The organism is Dactylosporangium darangshiense, from assembly GCF_039537565.1.
Lineage (GTDB): Bacteria > Actinomycetota > Actinomycetes > Mycobacteriales > Micromonosporaceae > Dactylosporangium > Dactylosporangium darangshiense.
On the sequence record NZ_BAABAT010000004.1, the window covers coordinates 1 to 21,184 of the forward strand.

At 71.8% G+C, this 21,184-nt stretch carries 20 protein-coding genes and 1 tRNA gene; 10 read left to right on the plus strand and 11 right to left on the minus strand.

Annotated features, from left to right (window positions below):
• The 3 genes from ABD901_RS09815 to ABD901_RS09825 form a co-directional block, all read left to right on the plus strand.
• On the plus strand, positions 1 to 331 hold a 331-nt coding region (locus ABD901_RS09815; protein WP_345123630.1), incomplete at its 5' end, for a TCP-1/cpn60 chaperonin family protein.
• A 468-nt stretch (positions 332 to 799) separates the two neighbouring features.
• Positions 800 to 1,669 (plus strand): GNAT family N-acetyltransferase, encoded by an 870-nt coding sequence (locus tag ABD901_RS09820; protein ID WP_345123632.1) that lies wholly within the window; start codon positions 800 to 802, stop codon positions 1,667 to 1,669.
• Between the two features lie 118 nt (positions 1,670 to 1,787).
• A complete protein-coding gene (locus ABD901_RS09825; RefSeq protein ID WP_345123634.1) occupies positions 1,788 to 2,867 on the plus strand; it encodes a dipeptidase in 1,080 nt (359 codons plus the stop codon).
• Positions 2,868 to 3,137: 270 nt separating this feature from the next.
• Here ABD901_RS09825 and ABD901_RS09830 read toward each other — a convergent pair whose 3' ends face one another.
• Complete coding sequence (locus tag ABD901_RS09830; RefSeq protein WP_345123636.1) at positions 3,138 to 5,465, minus strand: S8 family serine peptidase; 2,328 nt, start codon at positions 5,463 to 5,465, stop codon at positions 3,138 to 3,140.
• A gap of 62 nt (positions 5,466 to 5,527) precedes the next feature.
• Here ABD901_RS09830 and ABD901_RS09835 point away from each other — a divergent pair, with 62 nt between their 5' ends.
• Complete coding sequence (locus tag ABD901_RS09835) at positions 5,528 to 7,099, plus strand: phytoene desaturase family protein (protein ID WP_345123638.1); 1,572 nt, start codon at positions 5,528 to 5,530, stop codon at positions 7,097 to 7,099.
• Here ABD901_RS09835 and ABD901_RS09840 read toward each other — a convergent pair.
• Entirely contained in the window at positions 7,096 to 7,533 is a 438-nt protein-coding gene (locus tag ABD901_RS09840; protein WP_345123640.1) for an SRPBCC family protein, read from the minus strand. The two genes, ABD901_RS09835 and ABD901_RS09840, sit on opposite strands and share 4 nt — an antisense overlap.
• Before the next feature lie 82 nt (positions 7,534 to 7,615).
• On the opposite strand from ABD901_RS09840, the gene ABD901_RS09845 reads away from it, so the two are divergent.
• Positions 7,616 to 9,442 (plus strand): glycerol-3-phosphate dehydrogenase/oxidase, encoded by a 1,827-nt coding sequence (locus ABD901_RS09845; protein WP_345124559.1) that lies wholly within the window; start codon positions 7,616 to 7,618, stop codon positions 9,440 to 9,442.
• 54 nt (positions 9,443 to 9,496) lie between these two features.
• Positions 9,497 to 10,102, plus strand: coding sequence for an HD domain-containing protein (locus ABD901_RS09850; RefSeq protein ID WP_345123643.1), 606 nt, complete (start codon positions 9,497 to 9,499; stop codon positions 10,100 to 10,102).
• Here the strand turns inward: ABD901_RS09850 and bfr are convergent.
• From bfr to ABD901_RS09865, 3 genes are read right to left on the minus strand one after another with little or no spacing between them, the layout of a single operon-like run.
• Positions 10,080 to 10,559 carry a bacterioferritin gene (bfr, locus tag ABD901_RS09855; protein WP_345123645.1) on the minus strand — a complete coding sequence of 160 codons (480 nt, stop codon included), beginning with the start codon at positions 10,557 to 10,559 and terminating at the stop codon, positions 10,080 to 10,082. The two genes, ABD901_RS09850 and bfr, sit on opposite strands and share 23 nt — an antisense overlap.
• Before the next feature lie 30 nt (positions 10,560 to 10,589).
• On the minus strand, positions 10,590 to 10,775 hold the full coding sequence (locus ABD901_RS09860) for a (2Fe-2S)-binding protein (protein ID WP_345123647.1): 186 nt from the start codon (positions 10,773 to 10,775) through the stop codon (positions 10,590 to 10,592).
• Positions 10,776 to 10,815: 40 nt separating this feature from the next.
• Positions 10,816 to 11,127 (minus strand): DUF4031 domain-containing protein, encoded by a 312-nt coding sequence (locus ABD901_RS09865; protein ID WP_345123649.1) that lies wholly within the window; start codon positions 11,125 to 11,127, stop codon positions 10,816 to 10,818.
• 19 nt (positions 11,128 to 11,146) lie between these two features.
• Here ABD901_RS09865 and ABD901_RS09870 point away from each other — a divergent pair, with 19 nt between their 5' ends.
• Both ABD901_RS09870 and ABD901_RS09875 read left to right on the plus strand, forming a co-directional pair.
• On the plus strand, positions 11,147 to 12,550 hold the full coding sequence (locus ABD901_RS09870) for an FAD-binding oxidoreductase (RefSeq protein ID WP_345123651.1): 1,404 nt from the start codon (positions 11,147 to 11,149) through the stop codon (positions 12,548 to 12,550).
• A gap of 27 nt (positions 12,551 to 12,577) precedes the next feature.
• Entirely contained in the window at positions 12,578 to 12,922 is a 345-nt protein-coding gene (locus ABD901_RS09875; RefSeq protein ID WP_345123653.1) for a hypothetical protein, read from the plus strand.
• A 90-nt stretch (positions 12,923 to 13,012) separates the two neighbouring features.
• On the opposite strand, the gene ABD901_RS09880 is transcribed toward ABD901_RS09875, so the two are convergent.
• The 3 genes from ABD901_RS09880 to ABD901_RS09890 all read right to left on the minus strand — a co-directional run bounded on the left by ABD901_RS09880 (position 13,013) and on the right by ABD901_RS09890 (position 15,230).
• Positions 13,013 to 13,086 (minus strand) — tRNA-Pro (locus ABD901_RS09880).
• A gap of 84 nt (positions 13,087 to 13,170) precedes the next feature.
• On the minus strand, positions 13,171 to 14,340 hold the full coding sequence (locus ABD901_RS09885) for an alpha/beta hydrolase family protein (RefSeq protein ID WP_345123655.1): 1,170 nt from the start codon (positions 14,338 to 14,340) through the stop codon (positions 13,171 to 13,173).
• Positions 14,337 to 15,230, minus strand: coding sequence for a metallophosphoesterase (locus tag ABD901_RS09890; RefSeq protein WP_345123657.1), 894 nt, complete (start codon positions 15,228 to 15,230; stop codon positions 14,337 to 14,339). Before ABD901_RS09890 ends, ABD901_RS09885 begins: the two co-directional genes overlap by 4 nt.
• 64 nt (positions 15,231 to 15,294) lie before the next feature.
• Here ABD901_RS09890 and ABD901_RS09895 point away from each other — a divergent pair, with 64 nt between their 5' ends.
• A complete protein-coding gene (locus ABD901_RS09895; RefSeq protein WP_345123660.1) occupies positions 15,295 to 15,747 on the plus strand; it encodes a GatB/YqeY domain-containing protein in 453 nt (150 codons plus the stop codon).
• A 95-nt stretch (positions 15,748 to 15,842) separates the two neighbouring features.
• On the opposite strand, the gene ABD901_RS09900 is transcribed toward ABD901_RS09895, so the two are convergent.
• Positions 15,843 to 18,272 carry a transglycosylase domain-containing protein gene (locus tag ABD901_RS09900; protein WP_345124561.1) on the minus strand — a complete coding sequence of 810 codons (2,430 nt, stop codon included), beginning with the start codon at positions 18,270 to 18,272 and terminating at the stop codon, positions 15,843 to 15,845.
• Between the two features lie 397 nt (positions 18,273 to 18,669).
• On the opposite strand from ABD901_RS09900, the gene ABD901_RS09905 reads away from it, so the two are divergent.
• Complete coding sequence (locus ABD901_RS09905) at positions 18,670 to 18,975, plus strand: WhiB family transcriptional regulator (protein WP_345123662.1); 306 nt, start codon at positions 18,670 to 18,672, stop codon at positions 18,973 to 18,975.
• Positions 18,976 to 19,032: 57 nt separating this feature from the next.
• On the opposite strand, the gene bagB is transcribed toward ABD901_RS09905, so the two are convergent.
• Entirely contained in the window at positions 19,033 to 20,175 is a 1,143-nt protein-coding gene (bagB, locus tag ABD901_RS09910) for an ArsA family ATPase (protein ID WP_345123664.1), read from the minus strand.
• Positions 20,176 to 20,203: 28 nt separating this feature from the next.
• Positions 20,204 to 21,181 (minus strand): ATPase BagA, encoded by a 978-nt coding sequence (bagA, locus tag ABD901_RS09915; protein WP_345123666.1) that lies wholly within the window; start codon positions 21,179 to 21,181, stop codon positions 20,204 to 20,206.
• Positions 21,182 to 21,184 lie beyond the last annotated feature (3 nt).

Sequence of the window (21,184 nt, forward strand, 5' to 3'; positions counted from 1 at the left end):
CGGCGACGAGGCGACCGGCGCGAACATCGTCAAGGTCGCGCTCGACGCCCCGCTGCGGCAGATCGCCGTGAACGCCGGCCTCGAGGGCGGCGTCGTGGTCGAGCGCGTCCGCAACCTGGAGGCCGGCTACGGTCTCAACGCCGCGACGGGCGAGTACGTCAACCTCCTGGCCGAGGGCATCATCGACCCGGCCAAGGTGACGCGTTCGGCGCTGCAGAACGCCGCTTCCATCGCGGCCCTGTTCCTCACCACGGAGGCCGTGGTGGCGGACAAGCCCGAGAAGGAGAAGGCCCCGGCCGGCGCGCCGGGCGGCGGCGACATGGACTTCTGAGTCCGCTGACGCCACGGGCGGGCCGGCCTTCGGGCCGGCCCGCCTTTGCGCTTTTCGGCACTCTTTGCTCCCGACAGCTCTGCTGGAACTCGCTCGACGGCATCCTGCATCGCGCTCCGGCGCCTGGGCAGTCCCGCTCGACCAGCCTCTGGATCGCGCTTCGGCGGCTGGGCAGTCGTGCTCGACGGTCTCTTGGATCGCGCTCGACGGCCTTGCGCCCGTGCTCGATGGTCCTGGAGCTCAATATGTCGGGCGACTCCGTCGCCACGGCATATCGTATTTATCGCTTATTTCAGCATTCGCACATCCCGCACGGAATGCCCCTTTCGACGGGACCGCGCGGCGGGGCCGCCATCAGGGACAATGACTCCGGGCCTGCCGGGGGGGTCGGCCCGGGCCGCCGCGTGATTGCTCACATCCGTTCAGCGGACGCGCGGGGCCGCTGAAACAGTTAGGTATCTTAACCAAATGATCGTGGATCTCGAGGACCTCTCGAGCGCGGGGGAGCTGCTGCGCAGCGCGCTCGATCTGCCGGAGGATGCGGCCGAAGCGGAGGTGCTCGCCGACCGGCTGGGGGCGCCGCCGCCCGGGCGGGCCGTGGCGTGGCTGGCCGTCGACGACGGGTCCGGGCTGGCCCTCGCCTCGATCAACGCCGGCGACCCGACGCTCGGGCACGTCGAGATGCTGGCCGTGCGGCCCGAGGCGCGCCGCCGCGGGCTCGGCACCGCCCTGCTGCGCGCCGCCGAGGAGCGCCTCGCCGCCCTCGGCGCCGAGCGCGTCCGGCTCGGCGGAAACCCGCCCTGCTATGCCTGGCCGGGGATCGACGTGCGATACACGCCGGCGATCTGCCTGGCCCAGCGCTCGGGGTACAGCCAGAGCGACACCGCCTGCAACATGACCGCCGACCTGACGCTGCCCAGCGACGGTGAGGCCGTCGACGAGGCGCGCCTCGCCGCCGCCGGCGTCAAGGTCCTGCCCGCCGGCGACGACACGGCGGGATGGGTGCGCGCGATCTGGGGCGACGTCTGGGCGTACGAGGTGGACCAGGCGCGCGACCGCGCGGACGCCGGCTGCTACGTCGCCGTGCGCGACGGCGAGATCCTGGGCTTCGCGTCGTACGGCGCGAACCGCCCCAGCTGGTTCGGCCCGATGGGCACCGCCCCGGCCGCCGAGGGCCTCGGCGTCGGCCGCGTCCTGCTACGCCGATGCCTGGCCGACCAGCGCGCGGGCGGCCACGCGACCGCGCAGATCGGCTGGGCCGGCCCGATCGGTTTCTACGCGAAGGCGGTCTCGGCCCGCATCGAGCGCATCTTCTGGATCTACACGAAGTCGCTCTAGGACGCGCATGCGGGGCAGGTTCGACACGAGACCGCCCCGCACACGTGCCGCCGGCCATATGAGGACGGTTCGCGTGACGGGGGCAACGTGCATTTCGGAGATCGTTAGGGTCTTGACCATGGACGTGTTCGACGGGCACAACGACCTGCCCTGGCGCCTCAGGGTCCGCTATCCGGACGGCAGCGCCGGCGTCGACCTCACCGATGACCTCAGCGCCACCGGCCTGCACACCGACCTGTCGAGGCTGGCGCGGGGCGGGGTCGGCGCCCAGTTCTGGAGCGTGTACGTCCCGAACGACCGCCCCGAGCCACAGTCCGCCATCCAGGTCGTCGAACAGGTCGAGCTGGTGCGCCGGATCGTCGCGCGCTACCCCGACCGGCTGGCCATCGCCACCAACGCCGCCGAGGTGGAGCGGGCCCGCGCGACCGGCCGCATCGCCTCGCTGCTCGGCGCGGAGGGCGGCCACTGCCTGGACAACTCGCTCGCGGTGCTGCGTTCGCTGCACAAGCTCGGCATTCGGTACCTCACCCTCACCCACTCCCGCAACACCGCCTGGGCCGACAGCGCCACCGACGAGCCGGCGGTCGGCGGCCTATCCCCCTTCGGCCGCGACGTGATCCGCGAGCTCAACCGCCTCGGCATGCTCGCCGACCTCTCCCACGTGGCCGACACCACCATGCACGCTGCGCTGGACGTTTCGACGGCACCCGCGTTCTTCTCCCACTCGAGCGCCCGAGCCCTGTGCGGTCACCCCCGCAACGTCCCCGACGACGTCCTGCTCCGGGTCCGCGACACCAACGGCGTGGTGATGGTGACGTTCGTGCCGTTCTTCCTGACCGAGGAGTGCCGGTACTGGGGCGACGAGCTCAGCCAGGTAGAGGACGCAATGTCCCTGCCGTTGGACAGCCCGGAGTTCCTGCGCCGCCGCCAGTCCTGGATCGACGCCAACCCGTGCCCGCCCACGAGCGTGCGCAACGTGGCCGACCACGTCGAGCATGTACGCGAGGTCGCCGGCCTGGACGCCGTCGGCCTGGGCGGCGACTACGACGGCACCGAGGTGGTCCCCGAGGGCCTCCCGGACGTCTCCGCGTACCCGGCCCTGTTCGACGAGCTGTCCACCCGCGGCTGGACCGAGCCCGAACTACGCAAGCTCGCCTGGGACAACGCCATGCGAGTCCTGCGCGCCACCTGCGGCTGACGCGCAGCTCGGTGCGCGAGGTGGTCCGATGATGACGGCGTGATCCCACCGCCGCCGGCCCCCGACGCCGTGGTGTTCCGCATCTCCACGGCCCGGTCCCGTCGCGTTCCATGCCGGCGCGGCGGCCGGCAGGGCTACCCCGTGTGGGCCGGTCTCTTCCCGGGCGGCGTTGGTGTGGCTGGACGGTCAGGCGGAGCTGTGGCTGTGGCCGGGAGCGGGGGCCGGGGGCGGGGGTATTGGTTTGGCTGCGCCTGAGGGAGGGGGCGGCGGTCAGGGCGAGGTCAGGGAGACCGCCGTCTGGACCGCGGCCAGGGCGTCGACCAGGCCGGCGCCCGTCGTGTCGGCCGGCTCGCCGCAGTTCTTGCCCGTGGGCTCGGCCGGGTGGGCGGTCGTGGCGAGGATCGTGCGGGTGCGCTCGATGTCGCCGATCAGCGCCGGGTTGGCCGACCACATCAGGGCGACCACGCCGGCCACGTGCGGGGTGGCCATCGAGGTGCCGCTCAGCTGGCCGTAGCCGCCGCCCGGCAGGGCGGAGAGGACGTCGACGCCGGGGGCCAGGACGTTGGGCTTGGTCAGGCCGCCGGGGGCGGGGCCGCGGCTGGAGAAGCCGGCGACGCGGCGGCTGCGGTCGACGGCGCCGACCGTGAGAGTGCTGGCGTAGTTCGACGGCGGGTCGGTGATGGACTCGCAGCGCGGGCCGGTGTTGCCCGCCGCGGCGACGAAGAAGATGCCCGCGGCCGCGAAGGCGTCGATCGCCGGGCGCATCGAGTAGGTGTCGCAGCCCTCGACCTCCGGGCAGCCCCACGAGTTGGTCAGGATCTGCGGTGCGCGGTCGGGGTGGCCGGCGTGCCACGGGTCGGCACCGCGCGGGTAGGGCGCCAGCATGAACTGCAGGCAGGTCAGGTAGTTGGCCATGCTGCCGAGGTTGCGCGGGAGGTTTTCGCAGGCCATCCACTGCGCGCCCGGTGCCACGCCGACGCGCGCGCCGACCGCGGTCGCCATGGTGTGGGTGCCGTGGCCGTTGCCGTCCGTCGGGGTGCGGGCGTCGCCGAAGGGGTCGAGCCAGGAGTCGTCGCCGCCGCGGAAGTTGCCCTGCAGCGCCGGGTGGGTGCCGTCGACGCCGGAGTCCGAGCTGCCCACGACGATGCCCTTGCCGGTGGTATAGCGCTGCCAGACCTGATCGGCCCCGATCAGGACGAGGTTCCACGGCGTCTCGGTCGGCGCGGCCTCGGTGCCGTGCATCGGCTCCGCGGCGGCCGGCAGCGGGCGCAGGTGCGGGTTGAGCAGCACGTGCGCGACGTCGGAGCGGCTCGCCAGCCACTGCCGCGCGACCGGGCCGGCGTCGACCTCGATGCCGTTGACGAGGTAGAACGGCGTGAACGAGACGTGCCGGGACCGCAGCGCCGAGCGCAGCGGGGCCTGGGTGCGCTCGGCGGTGGACACGAGGCGCTCGTAGGTCTGGCGGACGCGGTCGGCGCGGTTGGTGATCGCCGGCAGGCCGGACAGGTCGGCCTGCTCGCGCATGACCACGAACAGCCGCTCGCCGGCGAGGCCGGGGTTGCCGAGCCCGATGTAGACGGCGGCGCCGGCGACGGCGACCACGGCGGCGAGGGCGGCCGCGAGCCAGGCGTGCCACCGCACGCGGCGGAAGACGACCATGACCACGATCGCGAGGAGCAGGGCGAGCGCGCCGGCCGCGGCGGCGCCGACCGCGCCCCAGAAGAGCCCGTCGCGCAGGCCGAGGATGAGCGAGGTCTCGTCGGCGTCGACCAGCCCGAGCGGGCCGAACAGGACCGGTGTGAGCAGCGCGGCGATCGACGGGCGGCCCAGGCGGCGCAGCGCGGCGAGCGCGAAGGCGACCGGCGGCACGCACAGCAGCGCCAGCAGCTGCACGGCCGGCTCGCCGACGCCGGCGACCAGCGGCACGAGGCCAACGCCGGCCATCAGGCCGCCGAGCGCGACGCGGCCCCAGGCGCGGCCGCCGGTGGGCACCCGGGCGGTCAGGGCGAGCATCGGGCGGGTCGCGAGCCAGCTCACCGCGAGCGCGGCGATCAGCGCGAGGACGCTCTCCACGGCGCCGCCGAGCGAGCCGACCCACAGCCAGGGCAGCAGGAGCACCAGGCCGGCGGCGAGCGAGAGCCAGAACACCCAGCGCTGCGGCGGGATGGGCCGCTCCAGCCGGCCGGTCACCGTCATGTGCACCGCCGCGGCGATCGCCGCCAGCGCGGCGAGGACGGCGAGATACAGCTCGTGGTAGGTCGGCGGGATCAGCCGGGCGAAGCCCAGCACGACGCCGAACACAAAGGCGAGCAGCCATTGCCGCCCGGCGGTGCGGGCGAAGCGCACGGGCGACAGCTGCGCGAGCAGCAGCGCCGGCAGGCCGGCCAGCAGCAGGGCCACCAGCGGCACCAGCGGCCAGATCAGCAGCGGCATCGACAGGCCCTCGATAACCAGGGTGTCGCCGATGAGCCACACGACGGCCTCGGGCACGACGACGACGGCCACCGTCCAGAAGCCGAGCAGGATGGTCAATGCGAGCGACCAACCCCAGGCGCGCCGCGAGGGCGCGGAAGGGACCGTGAACGCGGGATCAACCATGGTCGGGACTTTACGCGGCGGGTATGACAACTCGGGGCGGCCGGAGAAGGAGACTGAGGGGCATGACGGAGACGGTCGACGCGGTCGTTGTCGGGGCCGGGCACAACGGCCTGGTGGCGGCCAACATGCTCGCCGACGCGGGCTGGGACGTGGCGGTACTGGAGGCCACCGAGCACCTCGGCGGCGGTGTCCGCTCGGCCGAGGTGGCCGCGCCCGGGTACCTCAGCGACCTCTGCAGCGCGTTCTACCCCCTCGCCGCCGCCTCGCCCCCGCTGCTCGCCCTCGACCTCACCGCGCACGGCCTGCAGTGGACCCACGCGCCGGAGGTGGTGGCGCACCTGTTCCCCGACGGGCGGTCCGCGGTCATCAGCCGCGAGCTCGACCTCACCGCCGAGTCCGTCGAGCGTTTCGCGCCGGGCGACGGCAAGGCCTGGCGGCAGTGGTACTCCGAATGGCGCCGCCTCGCCCCCGACCTCCTCGCCGCCCTGCTCACCCCGTTCCCGCCCGTGCGCGCCGGCGCCCGCCTCGCCGCACAGGCCGGCCTCGGCGGCGCCCTACGGCTGGGCCGCCGTTTCCTGGTCCCGGCCCGGGTCCTCGGCGAGGAGCTCTTCGCCGGCGAGGGCGCCCGCATGCTGCTCACCGGCCTCGCCCTGCACACCGACCTCGCGCCCGACGACGCGGCCGGCGGCGGGTTCGGCTGGCTGCTGGCGATGCTGGCCCAGCAGCACGGCTTCCCGGTTCCCGTCGGCGGCGCGCAGCAGCTCACCGAGGCGCTCCTGCGCCGCTTCGACGGCGTCGTACACGGCAGCGCGCCGGTCGAGCGGGTCGTGGTCGCCGGCGGCCGGGCGCTGGGGGTGCGGTGCGCCGACGGGCGGCTCTTCCGGGCCCGCCGGGCGGTCATCGCCGACGTGCCGGCGCCCACGCTGTACCAGAGCATGATCGAACCCGGCCGACTGCCCGGACGGCTGCTCGCGGACCTCGGCGGCTTCCGCTGGGACAATCCCACACTCAAGATCGACTGGGCGCTGTCCGGACCGGTGCCGTGGATCGCGCCCGAGGTCGCCGGGGCCGGCACGGTCCACCTCGGCGCCGATCCGGCGCACTACGCCGCGGACCTCGCCCGCGGCCGGGCGCCGGAGGAGCCGTTCGTGCTGGTCGGGCAGATGACCAAGGCCGATGCCACCCGGTCGCCGGAGGGAACCGAGTCGCTGTGGGCGTACACCCACATCCCCCGCAACATGACCGCGGACCGGGTGGCGGCACACGTCGAGCGGGTCACCGAGACGCTGCGCCGGCACGCGCCGGGCTTCGACGACCTTGTCGTCGGCCGCTACGTGGCGGGCCCCGCCGAGCTGCAGGCGAAGAACCCGTCGCTCGTGCAGGGCGCGATCAACGGCGGCACCGCCGGCGCGTACCAGCAGCTCATCTGGCGCCCCACGCCCGGGCTCGGGCGCGCCGACACGCCGGTGGACCGCCTGTTCCTGGCCAGCTCCAGCGCGCACCCGGGCGGCGGCGTGCACGGCGCCGCCGGCGCGAACGCGGCGCGGGCGGCGCTGGCCCGCCACCGCCCCGTGCTCGGCGATGCCTACCGGGCGGCCGTCGCGGCCGCCATGAACCGGATCTACGCGACCTAGCGGCGCTCCGCCAGGTCGGCCAGGCGCTCGAGCACCTCGGCGTTGCGGAAGTGCAGGAACGCGTCGCCGACCTTGTTGCGCACGTTGAGCAGCGGCCCCTCGGTGAACTGCTCCTGCAGCGTCACCCGCGTCGCCTGGGCGTCGAGCGGGTCGAGGGTGAACTTCGCCTGCCCCTCCCCGAGCGGCCACACCTGCACCTTGAGCAGCAGCATCCGCCCGGGCTCGCAGGCCAGCGACTCGCTGCGGTCGCGGACGGAGACCGGCCACGGACCCGACTTGTGCCGCAGCTTGGCGCCGGGCGCGGGCCAGCCGGAGTCGACTTTGCGGATATGCGTCGTGCCGACCACCCAGTCGGCGTACGACCAGCCGTCGGACAGAACGGAGTACACCCGTTCGGCGGGCGCTCGGACGATGCGTTCGGTGATGGACACCATGCTGGGATTCCCCGCGCAACGCATCTCACACCAGCGGCGTGACGGGCGAGGCTACCTTGTAGTGGTGCGCCGTGAACCCTCAATGTCCCGCTTCGAGGCGTCGCGCCTGTCGCCCGGCCGTCGCGCCGCCGACGTGGCCCGCCTGCGCCGCGAGCGGTTCGACGTCCTGATCATCGGCGGCGGCGTCACCGGCGCGGGCGCCGCGCTCGACGCCGCCTCCCGTGGCCTCTCGGTGGCCCTCATCGAGGCGCGCGACCTGGCCTCGGGCACGTCCAGTCGCTCCTCGAAGCTGATACACGGCGGCCTGCGCTACCTCGAACAGCTCGAGTTCGGCCTGGTCACCGAGGCGCTGCAGGAGCGCGGCCTGCTCGCGTCGCGGCTGGCGCCGCACCTGGTGCGCCCGGTGCCGATCCTGGTGCCGTTGCCGTCGCACCGCGGCCTCACGGGGCTCGGCCAGCGGGCCTGGCAGCGGGCGTACTACGGCGCCGGCGTCGGCCTCTACGACGCGTTCGCCGCCACCGCGCGCCTGCGCCGCACGTCGCCGCGCGGGATGCCGCTGCACCGGCACCTGTCGCGCGCGGAGACGCGCCGCCGCTTCCCGTCGCTGCGCGAGGACGCGATCAGCGGCGCCATCCAGTACTTCGACGGCCAGGTCGACGACGCCCGCCTCGTGGCCACCCTCGCGCGCACCGCGGCGAGCCTCGGCGCGGCCATCGTGCCCAGCGCGCGGGCGGTCGGCCTGCTGCGCGATGCCCGCGAGGTGACCGGCGTGCGGGTGCGCGACCTCGAGAGCCGCGAGGAGTTCGAGGTGCACGCGCGCACCGTCGTGGCCGCCACCGGCGTGTGGATGGACGACATCGCGGGCATGCTGTCCGGGGAGGGGCCGCGCGAGTCGGCCGGGCTCCAGGTCCGCGCCAGCAAGGGCGTCCATTTGGTGGTACCGCGCTCCGCCATCAGCGGCGAGGCGGGCCTGATCCTTCGCACCCAGACGTCGGTGCTCTTCGTCATACCGTGGGGCGGCCACTGGATCATCGGCACGACCGACACCGACTGGAACCTCGACCGCGGCCACCCGGCCGCGTCCGCCACCGACATCTCCTACCTGCTGGGCCAGGTCAACGCCGTCCTCGACCGCCCGCTGGGCACCGGCGACATCGAGGGCGTCTACGCCGGCCTGCGCCCGCTGCTGTCCCGCGAGGCCCGCCAGCGCCAGCCGCACAGCCGCGACGAGCAGACCTCGGCGCTGTCGCGCACCCACGCCGTGGTCGAGCCGATGCTGGGCCTGATCCTCATCGCCGGCGGCAAGTACACGACGTATCGCGTGATGGCCGCCGACGTCGTCGACCGGGTCGCGCACCGCCTCGGCGGCCTGCGCCGGCACGGCGGCCTGGTGCCGGCCTCGCGCACCGCCGATCTGCCCCTGCTCGGCGCCGACGGCTACCATCCACTGTGGACCAACCGGGCCGATCTGGCCCGCCGCCACGGCATCCCGGTCGGCGTGTTCGAGCACCTGCTGGAGCGCTACGGCTCGCTCGCGTTCGAGGTGCTGGACCTCGACCCGCAGCTGCGCCGGCCGGTCGAGGGCGCTCCGGAGTACCTCGCGGCCGAGGTCGCCTACGCCGCCCTCGCCGAGGGGGCGCTGCACCTGGAGGACGTGCTGACCCGGCGCACGCGGATCTCGTTCGAGACCGACCACCGCGGCACCGCGTCGGCGGCCGACGCCGCGAAGGTCATGGGCGACACGCTGGGCTGGGACGCCGCGACGAGGGCCCGTGAGGTCGACCACTACCTGGCCCGGGTGGCCGCCGAGCAGGAGTCGCAGCGCATGCCCGACGACCTGACCGCGGACGCGGCCCGCCTCGGCGCCCCAGACGTGCGCGGCTTCCAGGTCGACCGCGCCAGCGTCTGACCCGCCGCAACGCCGGAGACCGGCTCGACAGCGCGTGTCACCTAAGCTCGTAGCGTGATCGAGGCCTGGCAGCGGATCTTCCCGGGCGAGGAGGCCGTCGGCCGCGACCTGCTGGCGCGGTGGTCCGAGCCCCATCGGCGGTACCACACGTTGCAGCACCTGTCGCTCATGCTGGGCGTCATCGACGCGCACGCCGGCCTGGCCGACGACGCCGACGCGGTGCGCCTGGCGGCGTGGTTCCACGACGCGGTCTATGAGGTGTTCGCGCCCGACAACGAGGCGCGCAGCGCTGAGCTGGCGCTGACGGCGCTGGGCTCGCTGGGTTTCGCGCCCGAGCGGGCGGCGGAGGTGGCGCGGCTGGTGCGGCTGACGGCCGGGCACGCCGTCGAGCCCGGCGACCGCAACGGTGCCCTGCTCGCCGACGCGGACCTGGCCATCCTCGCCGGTGACCCGCCGGACTACGCCCGGTATGCCGCCGCGGTGCGCGAGGAGTATGCGGCGGTACCGGACGAGGTGTTCCGGCCGGGCCGGGCCGCGATCCTGCGCAAGCTCGCCGACCTGCCGGAGCTGTTCCGGGTCGTCCCCGCACGGACGGAGTGGTCCGCCCGTGCGCGCGTGAACCTCGAGGCGGAGATCGCTACGCTTCTGGGTGCTCCGTGACGTTCTGGAGGTAGAGCTGCTCGCCCAGCTTCTCGATGAGCCCGAGCTGCGTCTCCAGATAGTCGACGTGACCTTCCTCGTCGGCCAGGATGTCCTCGAAGATGTTGGCCGAGGTCACGTCCCCGATCGAGCGCATGTACTCGATGCCCCGGCGCAGGCGGTCGACCGCCTCCAATTCGATCTGCATGTCGCAGCGGAACATCTCCGGCACCGTCTCGCCGATGCGCAGCGGGAACAGCCGCTGGTAGTTGGGCAGGGCCTCCAGGAACAGGATCCGATCGGTGAGCACCTCTGCGTGCTTCATCTCGTCGATCGACTCGTGTTTCGTGTACTTGGCCAGAATCGTGTATCCCCAGTTCTCCTGCATCTTGGCGTGTAGGAAGTACTGGTTGATCGCCGTGAGCTCGGCGGTGAGTTGTTCGTTCAGAAACTCGATGACTCGCGCATCCCCCTGCATGTTGGCAGGCTACGCCGTTAAGGTCGGTTTCTAGGTGAAAACGGGCACCGCACCCGCGTTTTCCGCGTCGATGAGGTCGGCGATGCGGTCGAGGCACGTGCCGCAGCCGGTGCCGGCGCCGCACTCGTCGCCGACGGCGTCCTCCGAATGCGCACCGGACTGGATGACCCGGCGGATCTCGCACTCGCGGACCCGGTGGCAGATGCAGACATACACGGCCGTACTCCTCGCTTAGCCTAACCTAAGCAAGGGTCACCTAATTTCTCCCGGGAAACAACCCCTGAGCAGCCTTTTTCTGGCCCTTGGAAGCGGACAAATGACGTGGACGACGCAGTCCGGCGGCAACCAGGCGGGCGACGATCTCGCGCGACGGGACCCGCCGCGCACCGAGCCATACGGCGATCTGCGCGCGCTCGGCCGACACGTCGTAGTGGTCGCGCTCGAACGCGCGCCTGGGCGCACCGATCAGCTCGGCGAAGGCATGCAGTTCCGCCGCGGAGACGTCGCTGATGAGATGCGCAAAGAGTCGCCCGTGAGCGGGCCACCGGGCTGTGTCGATGTAGAGCACACGCACTAGCGTGCCAGGTATGGATCTCAACATGGGTCTGGTCGACGACCTGCGGGCTGCGCTGCCTCACGAGGGCGGCGTGCTGACGGATCCGGACCTGTTGCGCTCGTACGAACACGACGAGGCCGACCTGGTGCCGTACGGCACTCCAGCGATCGTCGTGCGCCCGCGTACCACGGGCCAGGTGTCCGCGGTGCTGCGCGCCGCGAGCCGGTACAAGGTCCCGGTCATCCCGCAGGGCGCCCGCTCCGGCCTGGCCGGCGGCGCGAACGCGATCGAGGGCGCGATCGTCCTGTCCTTGATCGGCATGAACGAGATCATCGACATCGACGCCGAGAACCGCATCGCCGTCGTCCAGCCCGGCGTCGTCAACGCCCAGCTGCGCCGCGCCGTGGCCGAGAAGGGCCTGTACTACCCGCCGGACCCCGGCTCCTGGGAGCAGTCCACGATCGGCGGCAACGTGTCGACGGACGCCGGCGGCATGTGCTGCGTCAAGTACGGGGTCACCAGCGACCACGTCATCGGCCTCGAGGTCGTCCTGGCCAGCGGCGAGGTGCTCACGTGCGGCCGCCGCACCGCGAAGGGCGTCGCGGGTTACGACCTGACCAGCCTCTTCGTCGGTTCCGAGGGCACGCTGGGCGTGATCACCGAGATCACCGTCCGCCTGCGCCCCGCACCCGAGCCCTCGCTCACCCTGGTCGCCGTCTTCGACACCTTCCCCGCGGCCGGCGCCGCCGTCTCCGCGATCGTCGGCTCCGGCCTGCAGCCGAGCATGCTCGAGGTCATCGACCGGGTGGCGATGAGCGCGATCGAGGCGTACCGCCCGATGGACCTGCCCACGTCGGCCGCCGCTCTCCTGATCGCGTCGGTCGACTCCGGCGGCCGGGCCCCCGACGACCTGGCCCGGATCTCCGCGATGTGCCGCGAGGCCCGCGCGGCCGACGTCTTCGTGGCGGCGGACGCCGCCGAGGCCGACGCCCTGCTGGCGGCCCGCCGCCTCGCCCACCCGGCGTTGGAGCACTTCGCGGCCCACCTCTTCCCGCTGGGCGGCGGCATCATGGTCGACGACGTCGCGGTCCCGCGCACCCGCCTGGTCGAGCTCATCGAGGGCATCGAACGCATCGCCGCCGAGCACGGCGTCGTGGTCGCCACGGTCGGCCACGCCGGCGACGGCAACCTCCACCCGATCATCGTGATCGACCGCTCCGACCCGGTCAGCCTGTCGCAGGGCCAGAAGGTCTTCGACGCCATCATGTCGCTCGGCCTGTCCCTGGGCGGCACCTCGACGGGCGAGCACGGCGTGGGCCTGCTGAAGCGCGACTGGCTGGCCCGCGAGATCGGCCCGACGGGCCTGAAGGCCCACCGCTCGATCAAGGCCGCCCTGGACCCCGACAACATCCTCAACCCCGGCAAGATCTTCTGAGCTGTATCAAAGCTCGCTGCGCTCGCGGTGGGGGAGCTTCGCTCCACCCACACCCCCTCAAACCCCGCCGCCGCTCAGTTCTGGCCGGCCCACTTCGTCGCGGCCGTCGACGCCGCCCTGGTCAGCTACGAGCGGGACGTCGCGAGTCTGGACGCCTCGCCGGATGAGGCGGTCTGGCTCGCGGTGCAGCGAGTCGTGTTGGCCCTCAACGCGATCGACGACGAGGAAGGTCTCATCGAGACGGGCGAACGCGAAGAGCTGTACCGGTTCATCGAGGACGTGCTGACCGCCGCGGGTATCGACGTCGAGGCGCTCATCGCCCGTCGCGGGCTCGACGACGCCGAGCTGACATCTCCCTGGCGTCGCCGGTAGCCCGGCGCCGCCAGAATGCGCGGCACTGGCCGGAGAACCACTCAGGGCCGGTCTCCCTGTTGGAGGAGACCGGCCCTGAGTGTTTTCGAGTCGGGGTAGCCGGATTTGAACCGACGGCCTCTTCGTCCCGAACGAAGCGCGCTACCAAGCTGCGCTATACCCCGAGCGTGCCGAGTAATCGTAGCCCACGCTCGCGCCGCCGCAAACTCGGTATCCCCGGTCTCCGACAGAAGCGGGTTGAGCTGCGGTTATACGGATTTCAGGAACGTTGCGAGGTGGTGTTCGTATGCGGTCGGGTCCAGGTTCCAGCCGCGGCAGTGACCGGCCTCACGCGTTTCGACCAAGGTGACGTAGTCGGGGGAGGAGCGGGCGAACTCGACCGTGGGCGTTGGCGCCACGGTGCGGTCGTCGTGGTCGACGTACACCAGCGTCGGCACGTTCAGGCGGGACGCCACCTCGCGGTAGTCCAGGTCGGCGGCGCGCACGCCCAGGCGGTACTGGATCAGTTTGAGGGCCGTCCAGGTCCACGCGGGCGGGACGTTGAGCTGGCGGGCGTTCATGCGCAGCGTCGCGTTCCAGTCCACGACCGGGCAGTCGAGGACAAGGCCGCGCAGGAAGCCCTCGTGGTCCCAGTGGCGCAGCAGGTTGAAGATCGCGGCGCCGCCCATGGACCAGCCCATGAGGATGATGTCGCGGGCGCCCTCGGCGCGGGCGTAGTCGATCGCGGCGCGCACGTCGAGCCACTCGGTGTGGCCCAGGTGGAAGCGGTGGTCGGGGGAGGCGGGTGCGCCGAGGTCGTTGCGGTAGGACACGACCAGGGTGCGGTGGCCGGAGGCGGCGAGCGTGGGCAGGGCGCGCAGGGCCTCGCCGCGCGGTGCGCCCCGGCCGTGCACCGCGATGATCCAGGTGTCGTCGGCGGGACCTTCCGTCGGCGGGACGAGCCAGGCCGGGAGCGCGCCGAGCTCGCCCGGGACGACGACCTCGTCGAACGGCAGGCCCCGGGCGCTCAACGGGTCGCCTTCAAAGACATATCCCGAGGTGTACCCCCGGATGCCCGCCGCCAGCGTCCCGCGCGTCACGCTCTCGATCTCGCGCGTGACGGTCACGCGGTCCAGGGCGATCACGTCGCCGAGGCGGGCGTGGCCGGAGGCCCAGACGAAGGACAGCGGGATGGAGCGTGCGGTGTCGGGGGTCCTCGTCAGCGTGATGCGGTTGCCGGCGTAGGCGCGCACCCTCACGGGGTACACCCGCGGCCCATTGACGTTGAGAACCTGACCGGCCAGGAACCAGCCGGCGCCCGCGGTGCCCGTCGGCAGCAGCACGGCGAGGCCGGCGGCGCCCGCGATGCCCGCGTAGGCGGCCCGGCGCGGCCACACGCGCGGCGCCGTCTCCGGCCGTGGCTGGGTCTGCGCAGTCATCGCGGGATCAGCGTCAGGATCGTGGCCTCCGGCGGGCAGGCGAAGCGCACCGGCGCGGTCGGGTGGGTGCCCAGGCCCGCGGAGACGTGCAGGTATGACTCCGAGTACGGCCAGCGGTGCAGGCCCTTGGCCATGCTCCGGTCGAGGCCGCAGTTGGTGACGAGGGCGCCGTAGAACGGCACGGCGACCTGCCCGCCGTGGGTGTGGCCGGCCAGCAGCAGGTCGAAGCCGTCGTCGGCCATCCGGTCGAGGATGCGCGGCTCGGGGGAGTGCGTGAGTCCGATGCGCACGTCGGCGTCGGCCGAGGCCGGGCCGGCGACGACGTCGTAGTCGTCGCGGTCGATGTGCGGGTCGTCGACGCCCACGAGCTCGACGGTGCGCCCGCCGGCCTTGATCGTGGTGCGGGCGTTGTTGAGGTCGGCCCAGCCGGAGCCGGTGAGCAGGTCGCGCAGCTCCTCGGTGGGCAGTGCGGCGCCCTGCACGTAGGGCTTGCTCTTGCTGAAGTACCCGAACGGGTTCTTGAACACCGGGCCGCGGTAGTCGTTGGAGCCGAAGACGAAGGCGCCGGGGCGGTCCAGCAGCGGGGTGAGCGCCCGGACGACGCCCGGCACGGCGTCGACATGTGCCATGTTGTCGCCGGTCACGATGACCAGGTCCGGGTCGGTGCCGGCGAGCTCGGCCACCCAGCGCTGCTTGCGGTGCTGGTCCGGGGTCATGTGCAGGTCGCTCAGGTGCAGGATTCGCAGCGGCTCGGCGTCGGGCGCGAGCACCGGCACGTCGAAGCGGCGCAGCGTGAACATGTTGCGCTCGACGAGCGAGGCGTAAGCAAGGGTGGCGGCGCCCGCGGCGACGGTGCCGGCCGCGAGTCGCAGGATCGTCTTCGAGCGCATTAGCTCAGGGTACCGGCGGTCTTACAACGCAATATGCGCTACCGCAGACGGATAGACTTTTCTCATGTTGAAGGCACGCCTTGAGTCCGACCTGCGCGACGCCATGAAGGCTCGTGACGAGCTGGTGACGTCGACCCTGCGGATGGCGATCGCCGCGGTGCGCAACGCGGAGGTCGCAGGGGACGCAGCCCGCGAGCTCTCCGAGGACGAGGTCCTGTCGGTGCTGACCAAGGAGGCCAAGAAGCGCCGCGAGGCCGCCACGGCGTTCGCCGACGCCGGCCGCGAGGCGCAGGCCGCGAAGGAGCGCGCCGAGGAGGAGGTCCTCGCCGGCTATCTGCCCAAGCAGATCTCCGACGACGAGCTCACCGGCATCGTGCGCGACGCGCTCGCCGCGGCCGGGCTCAGCGGCGCCGCGAGCATGGGTCCGGCGATGAAGGCCGCGCAGGCGGCCGTTGCCGGCCGCGCCGAGGGCGGCCGCGTCGCGGCGATCGTCCGGGCGCAGCTCACTGCGGGCTGATATCCGGCCCAGATTTCCGGCACAGATTTCCGACACACCGAAAACGGCGGCCGTCCCGAATGCCGGGACGGCCGCCGTTGTTCGTGCTCAGGCGATCAGCACAGCCACGGTATCGGGCAGGCGTTCGGATCGGTCCCGTAGACGTTGTTGCCGAGGTATGGCGGCGCCTGGGCTCCGGGGCCCTTGCTGATGATCAGCTGGACGTCGCCGCCCTTGGTGGTAGCGCCGGCAGGGCTGGTCCGGTCGACGGTGCCGGGCGGGCACTGCGAGGCGACCTGCTGGTTGGAGACCGAGACGCCGAAGCCCGCGTTCTTCACCTTGTTGCGGGCCTGGTCGACGGAGAGGCACTTGACCGACGGGATGTCGACCAGCTTGCCCTGCGTCTTGTCCTTCGTCGGCGGGGTGAACTGGACCACCGGCTGGCCGGCGAGGCCGTCGCGCAGGGTCGCCAGCGCGGCGTAGTTGACCGGCGGGTGCTTCATGTCCTTGTTCGTCTCCGGCCAGTCCGGGTCGGTGAGGAACCCGGAGACCGCGAGCTGCTTGGTCATGACCGTGAAGGTCGCGCTCTTCTCGGAGTCGGTCGTGCCGGTCTTGCCGGCGATCGGCCGCTTCACGAAGTCGCGGGAGTAGCCGGCCGTCGCGCCACCGCACTTGCCGGTCGCGGACTGGTCGCCGACCGGGCAGCGGGCCATGTCCACGGCCGCGCGGGCGACCTCGGGGTCGATGTTCTGCTTGCACTTCGGGTCGAGCCCGTCGACCTTCTTGCCCGTGTTGTCCTTGACCTCGAGGATCGGGGTCGGCTCGCAGTACACGCCGTCGGCGGCCAGCGTGGCGTAGGCGTTGCCCAGCTGCAGCGGGGTCGTCGCGCTGACGCCGAGCGTGAAGGCGCCCCACTGCTTCGGGTTGGCGGCGTACTTCGCGTCGGACGGGGCGTTGAACTGGATGCCCATCCGCTTGGCCACGTCGACGACGTGGTCGACGCCGACCCGCTCCTCCAGCGGCACGAAGAAGGTGTTGATCGAGCTGCCGAAGCCGGTCCACATGTTGTACGGGCCGGACTGGCCGCCGGAGTTCTTCGGGCAGTAGTGCGGGCCGTTGCAGGCCGCCGGGCTGCTGGGGTCGATGACGAAGTTCGAGACGTACTGCTTCTCGGTGTTGATCGTCGTGGCCAGCGGCAGGCCCGACTCGAGCGCAGCGACGGCGGTGAAGATCTTGAACGCCGAACCGGCCTGGTAGCCGGGGATGTCCGAGTCGCCGGTGATGATCGGCACCGTCGTGTTTGGCCAGTTGCCCTTCTGGCCGCGCTTGTCCGGGTTGGTGTTGTTGCCGTTGTGCGTCTGGTCGTTGCTGAACACGCGGTTGGTGGCCAGCGCCTGCACCCGGCCGGTGCCGGGCTGGATCGCCGCCAGCATCAGCGCGTTGGACTGGCCCATCTTGACCTGCTGGTCCTTGGAGACGAGCGGTTGCTGCTGCGCGTATTTGAACGCCGCCGTCTGCGTCTGGACGTTGAGCGAGGAGATGATCGTGTAGCCGCCGGCGCGCAGCCGGTTGGCGCGCTGGTACTGGTCCTCGCCGAAGATCGGCTGGTCGATCCACCAGCGGCGCAGGTAGTCGCAGAAGAAGCCGGCGCCGAGTTCGGGGCGCTGGACGGACTCGCAGCCCTCGGGGGTGCGCTTGCCGATGATGTTGAGCTTCTCCTTGCCGGCCGCATCCGCGGTGGCCCGGTCGATGTAGCCCATCGAGACCATCTGGTTCAGCACGTACTTCTGGCGGTCCAGCGCGCGCGGCAGGCCGTCGGCCGTCGCGGGGTCGTTGGTGCCCGGCGCCTTCACGAGGCCCGCGATGAGCGCCGCCTCGGGCAGCGTCAGGTCCTTGGGGTCCTTCGCGAAGTACACGTGTGAGGCCGCATAGATGCCGTATGCGCCGTGACCGTATGCGGCGATGTTGAGGTACTTCTCGAGAATCTCCCGCTTGTTGAGCTTCTTCTCGAGATCGATCGCGTACTTCATCTCCTTGAGCTTGCGCGTCGGCGTCTTGTCGGTCGCGTCCACGACCTCCTGCGGCGTCTTCGCGGAGTAGGCGAGCGCCTGCCGGACGTATTGCATCGTGAGCGTCGAGGCGCCCTGCTCGGTCTGGCCGCCGGCGTTCTGGTTGGCCACGAATGCGCGGGCGACGCCCTTCACGTCGACGCCACGGTGCTCGTAGAACCGGTTGTCCTCGGCGGCGACGATCGCCTTCGTCATGACGTCGGCGACATCGTCGATTTTGACGTCACGGCGGTTCTCGTCGTACATCATCGCGAGGAGCGTTTTGCCGTCCGATGCAAAGACATAACTGATCTGCGGCGAAGGCAGTACAGACAGATCGGTCGGCAGGTTCTCGAACGTGTCGGATCCGGCCTTCGCGGCCAGTCCCGACATCGCGACCGCAGGGAACGCGGCCGCAGCGACCACCAGCCCTGCCAAGAGCCCACACAGCAGCAAAGAAGCTGCATTGGGCAGCAGGCCGTGCTCGCGTTTGCGCATCCAGGTCACCGCCTCAGACTACGGGACGACGTCATACGGCCGCGTCCAGATGGACGCGTCCTCGTTGTCCTAGACGCGTGACACCAAGCGTGAGGTTGACCCGGTTCCGATTCTGCGACCAGCGGCTTGAGGGCGTCGGCATTTCTGGGCAAATCGCACCTGCGAGTGACGCGGCGGCAGCACGGTCCGGGACCTCTGGTGGATCGCGAAAGGCCGGCCAACCTGGCGCAACAACGTTGCGTGACTGGACGGCTACGGAGCATGAGGTTTTGGGCGCCCTTTCGGGGTTGTCGGCGAACTGCACCCGAATGCCATGGGGGGATGTGGTTTGGGCGCTTTTCGCCGGGGAAAGACCGGCGGATGGACCCGGGGGGAGTCCAAGGGGGGAAGAGGGAATATGAGCATGGTCGTCGACTGGCCCAGCATCGCCGCGTGTCGCAATGGCGACCCGGACGCATTGTTCGTCCAGGGTGCCGAGCAGAACGTAGCGAAGCGGATCTGCCGCAGCTGTCCTGTGCGGTACGAGTGCCTGGCGGACGCCCTCGACAACCGGATCGAGTTCGGGGTCTGGGGCGGGATGACCGAGCGCGAACGCCGTGCGTTGCTGCGCCGTCACCCGCAGGTGCCCAGCTGGCGCAAGATGTTCGAAGCGGCCATCGACCGCAACGAGAAGGACACCAAGGAGCTGGTTCCGACCGGCTGAGCCAATACGAGCCCAATCGGCAAGAAACCAACTGCAACCGCCAACAGAACCGCAGTTTTACGCGAAGGTCGCACCGATCGCGCGCAGCCCGTCGAGGTCGTGGACGTCGGCGGGCTGTGCCGGGATCCGGACGACCGGCACGCCCGGATGAGCGCGCAAAAACCGGTCGGAGACCGCCGCCTGCCGGTTGTGCTGATCGGCCAGCTCGGCGTGGACCCGCAGGACGTCGGCGGTCGCCTGGTGCCCGCCCATCTCGTCGAGCCGGTCCGCGGCGGCGCGAGCATCGTCCGCCAGCAGCTGGGACGCCGCCACCGGTACCACCCGGTTGAGCACCAGCCCCGCCAGCGGCATCCGGTCGGCGCCGAGCCGGCCGGCGAAGTAGACCGCCTCGCGCACGGCGTCCGGCTCGGGGGCCGCCACGACCAGGAACGCCGTCTCGGGGGCCTGCAGCACGCGATACGTCTGCTCGGCCCGCTCGCGGAAACCGCCGAACATCGAGTCCAGCGCGCCGACGAAGCCCGACAGGTCGGTCAGCAGCTGCGCGCCCAGTATCTTCGTCACGGTCCGGCTGAACAGCCCGAACGAGGCCGAGACCAGGTTGAATACGCTGCGCCCGCCGGCGCGCGCCGGCGCTAGCAGCAGCCGCAGCATCTTGCCGTCGAGGAACCGCGACAGCCGGGCCGGCGCGTCGAGGAAGTCCAGCGCCGAACGCGACGGCGGGGTGTCGACCACGATCAGGTCCCACTCGTCGCGGGCCCGCAGCTGCCCCAGCTTCTCCATGGCCATGTACTCCTGCGTGCCCGAGAACGTCGAGCTCATGGCCTGGTAGAACGGGTTGGCGAAGATCTCTTCGGCCTTCTTCGGGTCGGTGTGCGTGAGCACGACCTCGTCGAAGGTCCGCTTCATGTCCAGCATCATGGCCTGCAGCTCGGCCGAGTCCGGCTGGAGGCCCTTGACCTGGCGGGGCGTGTTGTCCAGCTCGGTGAGCCCGAGCGCCTGGGCCAGCCGCCGGGCCGGGTCGATCGTCAGGACGACCGTGCGCCGGCCGTGGTCCTCCGCGGCCCGGAGCGCGAGCGCCGCCGCGGTTGTCGTCTTTCCGACGCCGCCCGAGCCGCAGCAGACCACGATGCGGATCGCCCGATCGGCGAGGATCGCATCCAGGTCCAAGTGCGGCGACCGCGGCTCGGCAGTGGGAGGCACCCTGCGAGCGTATCCGCTGGGGGCATCCTCAAGCAGACGCGAGGAGCAGATCACCGAGCGACTCGAGGGAGGCGGCCGTCACACCGTCGGGGACCACCGGCAGCTCGACCACCGGCCGGCCGAGTCCCTGCAGCTCGGCGCGCAGTGACGCCTCGGCGGCCACCCGCGTCTGGTATGCCCGCGCCTCGCCGACCAGCCCGGCGAGCACGTCCTTCTCGGCCGGCAGCCCGGCGGCGGTGAGCCCGCGGCGCAGGTCGGCCTGCGTGAGCTTGACGCCCGCCAGGACCGGGGGCCGCGTGGCGTTGACGATGACGGTACCGATGGGGATCCCCAGCCGCGTCAGCTCTTCGATCGCGTCGGAGGTCTCCTGGACGGGCATCTCCTCCAGGAGGGTGACCACGTGCACCGCGGTCATCGGCGAGCGCAGGATGGCCGCCACGCCCTCGCTCTGCGTCTTGATGGGCCCGACCTTGGCCAGCCGCGCAGTCTCGGCGGTGACGTTGAGGAACCGGCCGATGCGCCCGGTCGGCGGCGCGTCCAGCACCACGGCGTCGTACACCCGCCGGCCGTCGACCGTGCGGGTGACCGCCTCCTTGATCTTGCCGGTGAGCAGCACGTCCCGCAGGCCCGGCGCGACCGTGGTGGCGAAGTCGACCGCGCCGACCTTGCGCAGGGCCCGGCCGGCCACGCCCAGGCGGTAGAACATCTCGAGGTACTCCAGGAGCGCCTCCTCGACGTCGACCGCCAGCGCCCGCATCTCGCCGCCGCCCTGGGCCGTGGCGATGCGCAGCTCCTGGTAGGGCAGCGGATCGCGGTCGAAGAGCTGTGCGATGCCCTGCCGCGCCTCGACCTCGATGAGGAGGGTCCGCTTGCCATCGCGCGCCAGGGCGAGGGCGAGCGCCGCGGCGACCGTCGTCTTGCCGGTGCCGCCCTTGCCGGTGACCACATGGAGACGGGCGGGCCAGCCGTAGCCGCCCCGCCCGTCTGCAGACTCGCGTGCCGTCACGCC